The organism is Enterobacter sp. fkY84-1, assembly GCF_052974705.1.
In genome coordinates this window covers 2,300,178-2,312,538 of the sequence record NZ_CP169393.1, presented here as the reverse complement: position 1 = coordinate 2,312,538, position 12,361 = coordinate 2,300,178, and the positions used below count along the sequence as shown (strand labels likewise).

Genomic DNA, 12,361 nt, shown 5'->3' with positions numbered 1-12,361 from the left:
AAGGGAGATCCGCGCATGACGATACCGACGCTCACGACAGAACGTTTACTGCTGAAACCGCTGGTTGCCGAAGATGCCGTCCAGATACAAACGCTGTATCCGCGCTGGGAGATTGTCCGCTATATGGTCTCTTCCGTGCCCTGGCCCTACCCGGATAACGGCGCGGAAAACTATGTCAACAATGTGGCGCTGCCGGATATGGCAAAAGGGATTGCCTGGTTCTGGAGCATCCGGCGACGTGAGGTGCCGGATGAATTGATGGGCATTATTTGCCTGTACGACGTCGAGGATAACAACCGCGGGTTCTGGCTCGCGCCGGAATTTCAGGGGCACGGATATATGCGCGAAGCCAGCATTGCGGCGACGGATTACTGGTTCAACACGCTAAACAAATCCGTTTTGCGGGCCCCGAAGGCCGCCGCCAACAGCCGCTCCCGTCGTATTTCGGACAGTAGCGGCATGCGGCTTATCAGAACGGAGAAGAAAGCCTACGTCAGCGGGATGCTGGACTCCGAGCTGTGGGAGATTACCCGCAACGAGTGGAACGCCCGTCAGGTCAGCTGATAGTGCTTATCCGGCATCAGCCTGTCCGGAATGTTCTCCTCATCATTCATCTGCAGCAGATCGCGTTCCATCATGTTGCAGATGGCGTCCAGCGGCAGGTCGTTATCTTCCGTGCCAAACGGGTCTTCCAGCTCTTCCGCCAGGGTGTCCAGCGAAATAAAGGTATAAGAAATCAGCGCAGAGACAAAGGGCGTCATGTAGTGCAGGTCCACAACCAGTGCGAACGGCAGCATAATGCAGAACAGATATACCGTGCGGTGCAAAATCAGCGTGTAGGCAAACGGCACCGGCGTGGTCGCAATGCGCTCGCAGCCGGAAAGGACGATAGACATGTCGTTCAGACGGTTGTTCAGGCTATGGAACAGAATGTCTGAGAGTTGCCCGTTTCGCCGCCGCACGGCCAGCCACTCCCCCATGATCAGCAAAATACGATTCGCCGGTGAGTTGGCGTCCATGACTTTACGTAAATCCTCCGCAGCAAGATAACGAGAGAGCTGCTCAGCATTCAGTTCCCGGCGCAGGGTCATGCGCAGACAGTTGGCGAAAGCAATCTGCAGGCGGACAAATTCGCCGAGGTGCTTATCGTCGGGCAAGGTGTTTTTTACCTCGCGAAACAGCGAGCGTGCCGCTATCATCAACTGCCCCCAGAGCAGCCTCGCCTCAACGTAGCGTGAATAACAGGCGTTGTTTCTGAAACCCAGAAAGATAGCGATCGCCACGCCGAGAATGCTGAATGGCGCCACGGTAAATTTGATACCGAGCGAGGTATACCACGGTAACATCAGGATAACGGCGATAGAGAGCAGGAAGTTGAGCAGCAATCGGGTATAGATCTTGGGAAGTACCGAACCGTGCCAGACAAAAATCAGTTGTAGCCAGTGCTGTTTAGGACGAACGATCATAGTGAGTTTCAGGCAAGAAAAGAGCGAGGCTATTAAACGTGATCCCCGTCACCGTTGCAAGCTTGTTAACGGGACATTGCATTTTCTCCCCTGATTAGCGAAATTCGCACGGTGCTGCATGTGCTTTTTTAAAAACAAAGCACATAGTATGTTGTAACTAAATAGGGCCTATTCAAACCCGGCCGAAGCCGGGTGAATGCATTAGCAAAGCGGTTTAACCGCGGCGCGCATGCCCTTAAGCAGAATGGCATCCAGATCCAGCGTCACCTGGTCGACAAGACCGCTTACCTGCGTCAAGTCCTGCTCCCAGTGGTCGCGTGCGCTGAGCACCGACTGCACCAGTTCACGGGTGCTAAGCTGCCGATCGCGGTGCTGCGCCCACAGCTGCTGATAACGATCCAGCCAGCGTGCATCATCCTGCACCGGATAGCTCTCCCCGTTACGCTCCGCGCGATAAAACGCGATCAATGCGGCCAGAGCAAACGTCAGGCGAGCCGGTAATTGCCCCGTCGCCGTCTGCCCTGCCAGCAGCTGCGGCAGGATGCGGGTGCGGTATTTGGTCATACCGTTAAGCGCGATGGAGAGCAGCTGGTGTCTGATGTAGGGATTACGAAAACGTCCTGTCACCGCACTGGCGAACGATTCCAGCTCTTCACGCGGCAAATCGAGGACCGGAATGATCTCCTGATAAATCGCTTTTTCGACGAACGCGCAGACCTCGGCATCATTCATCGCCTCGCCTACCGTATCCAGCCCGGCCTGGAAGGCGACCGGCACCAGCGCCGTGTGCGCGCCGTTCAGAATGGCCACCTTGCGTTCTTTGTAGGGCCTGATGTCATCGACAATCAACACGTTTAACGGGTACTTATCCAGACGAAGTTCGTGCGAAAGAGATGCCGGCCCCTGAATCACAAACAGATAAAAATGTTCGGCCGTGTCGAGGAACCCATCGTGATAACCCAGTTTAGCCTCCAGTGCGGCCGCTTCATCGCGGGGATAGCCTGTCACGATACGGTCAACCAGCGTCGAGCAGAAGCTGTTGGCGTCGTTGAGCCACTGCATAAAGGCGGCAGGCAGCGCCCACTCCTGCGCATAGCGCAAGACGAGTTCACGCAGTGCGTCACCGTTGTAGTCAATCAGCTCGCAGGGAATGATGATCCAGCCCTTGTCAGCCGCACCGTTGAAGTGGCTAAAGCGCTCAAACAGCAGACGCGTCAGCTTCGCCGGATAGCTCACCGCAGGGGCATCGTCGACGCTGTCACCCGCGTGGTAGCTGATACCCGCTTCGGTGGTGTTCGAGAATACAAACCGCATATCGGGATTGTGAGCCAGTTTCAGAAATGCGCCATAGTCGTCATAGACGCTGATTTCCCGGTTAACGGAGCGGATCAGCCGGGCCTCGCTCACCGCCTCGCCCTGCTCATTCAGGCCACGAACGATCGTGGTGTACAACCCATCCTGGGTGCTTAACGACGGCGGGAAGTCGCTCTGAATCGGGCGAACGATTACCACGCCAGCGTCAAGATCGGTATGTTCGTTTAACAGGTCAATTTGCCAGTCGACAAACGCACGCAGGAAATTGCCTTCACCAAACTGAATGATGCGTTCTGGATAGTGCGCACCGGGAAAATCACGACGGTTGAGCGTGTTCACAAGGGGGTTCCTTTTATGATTAGTCATACAGCCTGATAAGATTGGTACGATAACTTATCAAAACTTAACGACCAGAAACCCTGTTTTGATCAATCCGCGGTGCGGTTGTGCAAAATAATTATAAGAACTTATAAAACACAGAGGTGGCGGTCAGGGCGCCGTCAGGCATCAGCGCGTAGCGCGGGATCTCACCAACCTTTTGCCAGCCGGCACGCAGGTAGAAGGTTTCGGCCCCGCTGCCGGTGGAAGTATCGAGCACCAGCACAGAAATGTCTCTGGCCCGGGCCTCAGCTTCCAGCGCTTCCATTAACGCCATTGCGGCCCCTTTTCGACGCGCTTTTTCATGCACCAGCAGCTTCGCCACATCCGCCCGGTGCGGCTGGTTTTCCGGCTGGTCTGCGATCAGCTGCACCGTTCCAATGACCCCGTCCTGCGCATCGACGCAGGCAAGCACCAGCCGCTCGCCTCGCGCGACGCTTTCGGCAATACCGCGCCAGAAAGTACGGGCCTTGTCGAGGCTAAAAGGGAGCATAAAGCTGACGGATGCCCCGCCGTTTACGCAGTTTTCGAGGATCCCGGCCAGCGCATCAAGATGGATGAGGATCTCTTCCCGGGTGAGGGTTTTGATTTGCAGTGAGGTATTCATTGTTTTTCCTTACGTTGAATACGCTCACTTTGGGTTTAACAACTTATTAACGCAAGCGGTTCGGACATAGGCTTTTATTATGTCACCGGGCGCGCTGGCGCTGCTGCTTCATGGCATACATCTTTTCATCGGCATCTTTTAACCACTGCTGCAGGTCGTTGCCGTTATGATCGAATTCACTGAGCCCCCATGAGAAGTGTAGCGACCACGGGTGAAGCTTGCGGGCGTTATAGCTTTCCACCTGCTCGGCGAGATACTGCATGGCTATCCAGGCGCCCTGCTCGTCGGTATCCGCGAACAGCACCGCGAACTCATCCCCGCCAAAACGCACCAGCATATCGGCCTCACGGAAAGCGCTGCGCATCAGCTGCGCCATAACTTTAAGCGCCTTATCGCCCTCTTCATGCCCGTAGCGATCGTTAATCTCCTTAAAGCGATCCAAATCCAGCCAGCCGAGCGTCAGCGGCTCCGCCCGGCGTCGGGCAACCGAAAGCGTAAACCGCACCAGCTGATTAAAGCCCCGGCGGTTGAATAAGCCGGTTAACTCATCCGTGGTCGCCGCGCTGATGGCGGCAAACTCATCTTCTGCCAGCGCGCCCAGGTCTCCCAGCACGGCAAGATCGGCCGCCGAGAACTCACGGGGGGCGTAATCAATCAGACACAGCGAGCCCACGCTGGCGCCGTCACGCAGGCGCAGCGGGAAGCCCGCATAAAAACGCACACGAGGTTCACCCGCCACCAGCGGATTATCCGCAAAACGATCGTCCTGCAGCATATCTCCTACCACCAGCGGTGCTTCGGTGAGGATCGTATGGCCACAAAACGAGATATTACGCGGAACGGTGTCAGGCGCCTTGCCATCGGCCGACTTCACGATCAGCGAGTGCTCATCAATGAGGTTGACCATTGCCAGCGGCACCTGGAAGAAGCGCTTCGCCAGACGCGTAAGCCGGTCAAACGCCGGGGAATTGTCGATCTCAAGCAGACCTGATTCGCGCAGCGAGTTCAGTCTGTCTGTTTCATTTTCAGGGGTTGCAGGTGCTTTCATAATGTCTCCTGACGTAAAGCGTTACTAAAAGCGTAGCTTAAACAGTGACATTGTCAGTGTTCTGACAGTCTGTTAAGCCACTTGCTATTCACGTCAATGCCTTATGACGATTAACGCAGCTCTGTTTCATGCCCGGTGGCGGCAGTAATATGCTCGTCCGCGACCCGGGCGCTGGTACGATTTCGACCCGCTTTTTTTGAACGATAGAGGTGATCGTCCGCTTCGGTCATGAGTTTGTTGAAGACCTCGGTCAACTGCCATGCCTCCGCCTTCCCGCTTCCAAGGCCAATACTGACCGTCAGAGAGAGCGTTTGCTGACGCCATGTAAAAGGATGGTTAGCGACGGTAGTTCTGATACGTTCCGCCAGTTCATAACCGTGTCGAGCGTCGCCAGAGTTGACCACCACCGCGAACTCTTCCCCGCCCATACGCGCGACCATCCCGTCTTCACCGACCACCTGCTGAACCTGCCGGGCGAATGACGCCAGCACGCGGTCGCCACACTCGTGGCCGTAGTTATCGTTGATGCTTTTGAAGTAATCGATATCCAGCAGCATAACGGTCAGGAAACGCGAATGGCGGTGCGTCTCTTCGTGTTTTAACGCCTCATAAAGCCCGGAACGCGAATAAACCTGCGTTAAAAAGTCATAATCCGCCCGCAGGGAAACCTGACGGATCAGGGAATTAATGGCTGCCATGCTGACGGAGACCAGCACCGGACAGATCGCCATCGTGGCAATACCCAGCCGGGCAGAAAACATCATTGGGGTGGTCAGCGGTGTCGCCACGGCAATATTAATCACCGAGTTGGCGACCAGAATAATTTCAATGGCGCCCGTGACAAACGTCAGCAAGCAGGTCACAGGCAATGGGTAGCGTACCGCACACCAGATAAGCGCAGGCAGTGGAAAAGAGAGGCTCCCCGCGCCGCCAATCACGACTGACGCGACCACCGAGACGATCAGCGCAATAACCGGTAATAGCTGCTCCAGACGTAACCTGAATTCGCGCACGGGCATGCCTATCGTGAGCATACACGGCACAACAAGCACGCCGGTTGAGAACTGCTCGCTAAACCAGTCGGCAAAGAGCGGCCAGAAGGTGTGGCTGTCAATCCCGACCGACCCCACCGCGCCGAGCAGTGCGCACAGCAATGCGGCAATCAGGCAGTAGTTGAACAGGCGTAATGCGTTAAGCGGATCCGGGGTTTTCTTCATCAGCCGCCTGTCACGCTGAATCAGCACGGCGACCACGACGATAAAGACCATGTTAGACAGGTTGATCACCACGGAGGCTATCCCCCAGTTGGTCGTCACCGCGTCGTACATCAGCATGGCGACATAGGATACCGCGTAGTAATGCAGGCGATTCAGAAAAACATAGCGGGCAAAGATCCCTGCCATCACGCCGTTGAGGGGCCAGAACAGCGACAAGGCCTCCACGAGACGTAATTCCGCACCCACAAAATAGAACAAAGTGGTGAGGATAAAGATCGTCGATGCATTTCGCAGCGGCGTGTCAGGCTGGAACGGCCTGAAAGCGGTAAGAGCAGAACGCATTAAATTTCATTCCATATGAAAGCTTACGGCAGTTATTGCGGTCGTCAGCACGATCGGCGCTCACTTAGGATGAATCTATAACACAAATATAACGGGATCATAACTCGTCAAATTTAGGCGTTCATCTGGAGCACCAGCCAGTGGTGAATCACGCTGACGATATACTGCTGCTGCTGCGCGGTGAGCTGAACACCGTGAGGAATATTATGCCATTTCGCCAGACAGCCCCGACAACAGGTGGCGGTGGCATGCTGGGCGATAAATACCGGGTGACCGCGCATGGGCGTCTGTTTGCCGTCATTCGCGGGTTGTGCAGGGGCAAGGCGCTTTTCGACAAAATCAGCGGCATGCTGATCAATGGTATCGGGGCCTTTGTCCCAGCAATACTGCCGTTCCTTATCGCCTAAGCGGAAGCGCGAGCGAAACGTCGATCGCGCCAGACGGGAAAAAAGGGGATCCAGGTCAGACATCAGTAAACGGAACGTCCCATACGCTGGGTCAGTTTCTCCAGAACCGCGACACCGGCAAGCGAATTTCCGGTTTCATCCAGCTCCGGGCTCCAGACCGCAATCGCCATTTCATGCGGTACAATCGCCACCACTCCGCCGCCCACGCCCGACTTGGCCGGGAGACCAACGCGCCAGGCAAACTCGCCGGCGTTTTGATACATCCCGCTGGTTGCCATCAGCGCGTTGACCTGGCGCGCCTGCAGAGGAGAAACCACCTCCTGATCGAGGTGCGGCGCGTGCCCCTGATGCGCAAGGAACAGGAACGTCTGAGCCAGCTCAACGCAGCTCATTTTCAGGGCACAGTAGTGGAAATAGTTTTGCAGGACGGTCGCCACGTCGTTATGGAAGTTGCCGAAGGATTTCATCAGCCACGCGATGGCCGCGTTACGGGCAGAGTGTTCGAACTCCGAGCGGGCCACCACAGGATCGTAGGCAATGTCGTCAACCCCCGAGAGCTGGCGTACTATCTCCAGCATTCGCTGACGCGGCGCGCTGAGGCGGCTCTGCAGCATATCGCAGACCACCAGCGCCCCGGCGTTGATAAAGGGATTTCGCGGTTTACCCTGCTCGATTTCAAGCTGAAGCAGCGAGTTAAAAGGCTGGCCGGACGGATCTTTACCCACGCGCTGCCAGATTTCGTCTTCTTCATACTGGCGCATCGCCGCAACCAGACTGAGCACTTTCGAAATGGACTGAATGGAAAAACGTTCTGTTGCATCCCCTGCCTGGAATCGCTGTCCGTCGATGGTGCAGATAGCAATACCCAGCTTATTCCCGCTGACCGAGGCAAGGGCCGGAATATAGTCGGCAACCTTCCCCTTTCCAATTAACGGACGAACCTGCGCCAGAATCTCGTCCAACATCTCATTATGGATGACCGCAGCCACACTTTGCTCCTTGCCCTCAGGCTAAAACGGGCTGCGAGTATAACAGAGGCTTATGTATTGCGTCAGGCGCTAAGACGAAAACGCGAAACGGCCTGCAATAAAAAATCGGATTGCTTTTGCAGCCGCTCAGAGGCCTCCGAGGCGTCAGAGACCAGCAGGTCCGTCTGACGGGAGACCTGGTTCAGCGCCTGAAGCTGACGCGTCATCAGGTGAATACGCTCTCCCTGACTGAGCGTGGCGGTGGAGATCTCATTCAGCAAACTGCTCAAATTGCCCACCAGACCGGTGACCTGCTGCAAATTCTCTTCCATCAGGGTGACGGCGCGGGAACCGTCTTCGATACCCTGCAGTGAACGGTTGATAAGCTCCTGAATGGTCTGCGTCGAGTGGCTGCTCTTTCTGGCCAGCAGTCCAACCTCCCGGGCGACGACGGCAAACCCGCGCCCCTGATTTCCGGCATGGGCGGCCTCAATGGCGGCATTCAGCGCCAGGATGTTCGTCTGAAACGCCACGCTGTCGATCATCGCCACGATCCCGCGCATCTCAGACGATCGGTCAACGATCGCCTGCATAGACGCGTTTACGGTCGACATCATCTGGTCGCCGCCCAGGGCTGCCTGGCGCGCTTCATCGGCCCGGGAGCTGGCGAGTCTGGCATAGCCGGTATTCCCTTCCACGTGGCTTTCCAGCGCCGCAATATGCGCCGTCACATCCTCAAGCTCTTTCGCCTGACGTGCCGACTGCTGATAGAGCTTCTGGTTACCCTGCGCCAGAGAATCAATGTTCTCCACCATGGTAGCCGTGGCGTGGCTGACCTGCGTCACCAGCTGCTGCAGGCCGTGCTGCATCGTGGCAATGCTGTCGCTAAGCTGCCCTATCTCCCGGTTGAAGCGCATGACGTTCGGCGGCGTGCCGGAGAGATCCCCTGCTGCCAGCCGGTTGATATGCGCGATGAGCCGACGCAGCGGCGTAATCACCCATCGGGACATACCGAACCAGACGACAGCGGCAATGGCGACTAACAGCAACGGGGCAAACAGGAATAACGTTTGCAGGTCAGAAAGCTGCGCCATGAGGCTCTGACGCCCCTGCATGGCCTGCTTCTCGCTTGCCTGCTGGTAGCGCGCATAGTTGTCGTTAAAATCAGTCTGAAAAGCCTGCGCCGGGACGGCAAAAAAAGCGTCGATGGTATTGGTTTTGACCAGACCTTCCGCCTGCTCGTTGATCGCGCCGTAGAAGAGCTGATAGCTGTTCACCAGCGCGTCGTCTTTCGGCGGATTCAGCGCCAGCCAGGCCTTCCACGCCTGCTGAGACACCGTCAGCGCCTTTTGCGCGTCATCCATCAGGCTGTGCCAGCTTCCGTCGGATCCGGTCTCTTTATCCTGCATAAACCACACCCCGGAGCGGTTAAGGAGATCGCTTGCCGCCAGCAGAGAGACGCGGGCCAGATCCAGCTTGCTCTGCTGCTGCCACGCCAGCAGGTTTTGCTGCTCGTTGCGCTGGGCTTCGTTCAGGGAGGCGTTAAGCAGGAATGACGAGGAGAGCTGCAGCGCGGAGAAAAGCCCAATAATGCAAAAGATCCCTGTCAGCAGGCCAAAGTGACGGGGAGTGAGACGCTGCGCAATACGGCGAAAAATTTGCGTTAGGTTCATAATTAGCTTCATTTACAAGGCGTTAGACGCGAGCGAGTCTACGAAATGAAAATGACAGAACCATTGCAGATTAATGACAACGGCCCTCGCGATGAGGGCCGACATCGCGGGATTACACGCGATCCTTCCACACCGTCTGCACGTTGCAGAACTCATGCAACCCAAAGTGGGAAAGTTCGCGGCCAAAGCCACTTTTCTTCACGCCGCCAAAGGCCACGCGCGCATCGCTGGCGCTAAAGCCGTTGATAAACACCCCGCCGCACTCCAGCTCGCGGGAGAAGGTCTCTGCCAGCGCATCACTGGCCGTAAAGACCGTGGCAGACAGGCCAAAATCGCTGTCGTTGGCCAGCATCAGGGCATGCTCCGCGTCTTTCGCGATAGTAATGGCCGCGACCGGACCAAACAGCTCCTGCCGGAAGGCCGTCATCGCCGGGGTGACGTTCGCCAGCACGGTTGGGGCGTAATAATTCCCCTCACCGCTGATTTTCTCACCGCCCAGCAGCAGCGTTGCACCTTCCGCCAGCGTCGCCTGCACCTGCTGATGGAGTTCATCGCGCAGGTCAAAACGCGCCATCGGGCCAATATAGTTTTCTTCCTGGTCCGGCGCGCCCAGCTTCAGCGCAGCAACCGCATCGACAAAGCGCTGGGTAAAGGTCTTCGCAATACCCTCTTCCACAATGAAGCGTTTGGCCGCCGCGCACACCTGCCCGGTATTCTGGTAGCGGCCTGCTACCGCCGCCTTCACGGCAAGATCCAGGTCGGCATCGTTGAGGACGATGAACGGGTCAGAGCCGCCCAGCTCGAGAACACATTTTTTCAGCGCGGCCCCCGCCTGAGCACCAATGGCAGCCCCGGCACGCACGCTGCCGGTGACGGTCACCGCCGCAATACGACGATCGTTAATCGCCTGGCTGACGCCGTCATTGGTGGCGTTTACCCAGCCGAACACGCCTTCAGGAAAACCGGCATCCGCAAAGATCTGCGCGAGAAGCTCCGCCGAGCCGAGGACGTTGGGCGCGTGTTTAAGCAGATAGCTGTTACCTGCCAGCAGAATCGGCACCGCGCCGCGCAGCACCTGCCAGAGCGGGAAGTTCCACGGCATGACCGCGAGGATCGGCCCCAGCGGACGGTATTCAATGACCGCATTCTGGTTTTCGACCAGCGTCGGTTCCGCCTGCAGCATCGCCGGGCCGTGCTCGGCGTACCAGTCGCACAGGCCGGCGGATTTCGCCACTTCGGCCCGCGCCTGCTGAATGGGTTTGCCCATTTCACGGGAGATCGTCTGCGCCATCTCTTCAGCGCGATGACGCAGCGCGGCGCCAAGATCGCGCAGCTTTTGCGCCCGGTGGGAGATGCTTTCGCGACGCCACAGGCGATAGCCCGCATCGGACAGAGAAATCGCGCGGTCAACCTGTTCCGACGTCGCCCACGGATACGCGGCGAGGGTTTCACCCGTTGCCGGGTTGACAGAGAAGGCATGTGTTGCAGAGGAATAAGTCATGGTGTTCTCCACGTTTTTCGGTTGATTCATTGTGGCCCACTCTGCTATTTCTTAAAAATGAATAATACTAACCACCTTATTCACGAAACGAGAACGCTATGGATTTAACCCAGCTTGAAATGTTTAACGCCGTCGCGCTGACGGGCAGTATCACCCAGGCGGCGCAGAAGGTGCATCGCGTGCCGTCAAACCTGACGACCCGCATCCGCCAGCTGGAAGCCGATCTGGGCGTTGAGCTGTTTATTCGTGAGAACCAGCGTTTGCGTTTATCCCCGGCTGGCCATAACTTCCTGCGCTACAGCAAGCAGATCCTCGCCCTGGTGGATGAAGCGCGCATGGTCGTCGCGGGGGATGAGCCGCAGGGGTTATTTGCCCTCGGCGCGCTGGAAAGTACCGCCGCCGTGCGCATTCCTGAAACGCTGGCACAGTTTAACCAGCGCTATCCGCGCATTCAGTTTGCCCTTTCTACCGGGCCGTCCGGGACGATGATTGATGGCGTACTGGAGGGAACCCTGAGCGCCGCCTTTGTCGACGGGCCACTGTCGCACCCGGAGCTGGAAGGAATGCCGGTCTACCGGGAAGAGATGATGCTGGTCACGCCTGCCGGGCAGGCGGAAATCTCACGCGCCGCGCAGGTGAGCGGCAGCGACGTTTATGCCTTTCGCGCCAACTGCTCTTATCGCCGGCACCTGGAGAGCTGGTTTCACGCTGACCGCGCCGCGCCCGGCCGCATTCACGAGATGGAGTCCTATCACGGCATGCTCGCCTGTGTTATTGCGGGCGCAGGCATCGCGCTGATGCCGCGCTCGATGCTGGAGAGTATGCCCGGGCATCATCAGGTTGAAGCCTGGCCGCTGGCAGAAAACTGGCGCTGGCTCACCACCTGGCTGGTGTGGCGACGCGGGGCAATGACCCGCCAGCTGGAGGCCTTTATAGCGCTGCTAAACGAACGTCTTCAACCAGCGCCTTCTCCATAAACAGGCTGAGCGGATCGTCAACGTACGGGGGAAACGCCGGACGCAAATCGTATCCGCACTGTTCATAAAGACGCACCGCGGCGCGCTGCTTGATGCCCGTCTCCAGCCGTACCGTATGGCAATGACGGCTCAGGGCCTCATCTTCCAGGGCGGCCAATAGCGTCTCCCCAAGGTGCTGCCCACGATGGGCCGGATCGATATAGACCCGCTTCATCTCCCCCGTACCGTCGCCGTTGAGCACGATGGCGCCACAGCCAACGGCCTGAAGCTGCTGGTCGCGAATGACCATCAGGATCAGCGACGTTTCCGGCAGCGCAGCCAGATCGATCAGATGATTGCTTTCGGCGGGATAGAGTTCGCTCTGATAGCGGTCCAGCGCCGCGATCAGGCTGAGAATGTCCGGGTGACGTGCAGATTCAGAGGTAATGGAATACATGGCAGGCTCCTTGCTTTTTTTGTGAGG

Annotated in this window: 12 protein-coding genes; 2 read left to right on the top strand and 10 right to left on the bottom strand. The window is 57.4% G+C overall.

Features of this window, described 5'->3' with window-relative positions:
• The first annotated feature begins 15 nt into the window (after positions 1-15).
• On the top strand, positions 16-564 hold the full coding sequence (locus ACEPLT_RS11045; RefSeq protein ID WP_232927797.1) for a GNAT family N-acetyltransferase: 549 nt from the start codon (positions 16-18) through the stop codon (positions 562-564).
• Here the strand turns inward: ACEPLT_RS11045 and ACEPLT_RS11040 are convergent.
• The 9 genes from ACEPLT_RS11040 to sad all read right to left on the bottom strand — a co-directional run bounded on the left by ACEPLT_RS11040 (position 552) and on the right by sad (position 10,921).
• The gene (locus ACEPLT_RS11040; RefSeq protein WP_023292420.1) at positions 552-1,466 is read right to left on the bottom strand and encodes a bestrophin family protein; all 915 of its coding nucleotides are present in this window, start codon (positions 1,464-1,466) and stop codon (positions 552-554) included. The two genes, ACEPLT_RS11045 and ACEPLT_RS11040, sit on opposite strands and share 13 nt — an antisense overlap.
• Before the next feature lie 201 nt (positions 1,467-1,667).
• Positions 1,668-3,119 (bottom strand): tagaturonate reductase, encoded by a 1,452-nt coding sequence (locus tag ACEPLT_RS11035; RefSeq protein ID WP_032674781.1) that lies wholly within the window; start codon positions 3,117-3,119, stop codon positions 1,668-1,670.
• Positions 3,120-3,237: 118 nt separating this feature from the next.
• Entirely contained in the window at positions 3,238-3,765 is a 528-nt protein-coding gene (locus ACEPLT_RS11030; RefSeq protein WP_023327468.1) for a GNAT family N-acetyltransferase, read from the bottom strand.
• An 82-nt stretch (positions 3,766-3,847) separates the two neighbouring features.
• Complete coding sequence (locus ACEPLT_RS11025) at positions 3,848-4,813, bottom strand: sensor domain-containing diguanylate cyclase (protein WP_023344142.1); 966 nt, start codon at positions 4,811-4,813, stop codon at positions 3,848-3,850.
• Positions 4,814-4,923: 110 nt separating this feature from the next.
• Positions 4,924-6,372, bottom strand: a complete 1,449-nt coding sequence (locus ACEPLT_RS11020; protein ID WP_021242498.1) for a GGDEF domain-containing protein — start codon at positions 6,370-6,372, stop codon at positions 4,924-4,926.
• Positions 6,373-6,485: 113 nt separating this feature from the next.
• Positions 6,486-6,842 (bottom strand): DUF4186 domain-containing protein, encoded by a 357-nt coding sequence (locus ACEPLT_RS11015; protein WP_021242499.1) that lies wholly within the window; start codon positions 6,840-6,842, stop codon positions 6,486-6,488.
• On the bottom strand, positions 6,842-7,744 hold the full coding sequence (glsB, locus tag ACEPLT_RS11010; protein WP_039266920.1) for a glutaminase B: 903 nt from the start codon (positions 7,742-7,744) through the stop codon (positions 6,842-6,844). Before glsB ends, ACEPLT_RS11015 begins: the two co-directional genes overlap by 1 nt.
• A gap of 86 nt (positions 7,745-7,830) precedes the next feature.
• Positions 7,831-9,420, bottom strand: a complete 1,590-nt coding sequence (locus ACEPLT_RS11005; protein ID WP_232927800.1) for a methyl-accepting chemotaxis protein — start codon at positions 9,418-9,420, stop codon at positions 7,831-7,833.
• Between the two features lie 112 nt (positions 9,421-9,532).
• Complete coding sequence (gene sad / locus ACEPLT_RS11000; RefSeq protein WP_232927803.1) at positions 9,533-10,921, bottom strand: succinate-semialdehyde dehydrogenase; 1,389 nt, start codon at positions 10,919-10,921, stop codon at positions 9,533-9,535.
• A gap of 98 nt (positions 10,922-11,019) precedes the next feature.
• Between sad and ptrR the strand changes: the two genes are divergently transcribed.
• A complete protein-coding gene (ptrR, locus tag ACEPLT_RS10995) occupies positions 11,020-11,898 on the top strand; it encodes a putrescine utilization regulator PtrR (protein ID WP_021242502.1) in 879 nt (292 codons plus the stop codon).
• Here ptrR and ACEPLT_RS10990 read toward each other — a convergent pair.
• A complete protein-coding gene (locus ACEPLT_RS10990) occupies positions 11,852-12,334 on the bottom strand; it encodes a GNAT family N-acetyltransferase (RefSeq protein WP_023292427.1) in 483 nt (160 codons plus the stop codon). The genes ptrR and ACEPLT_RS10990 overlap by 47 nt on opposite strands.
• Positions 12,335-12,361 lie beyond the last annotated feature (27 nt).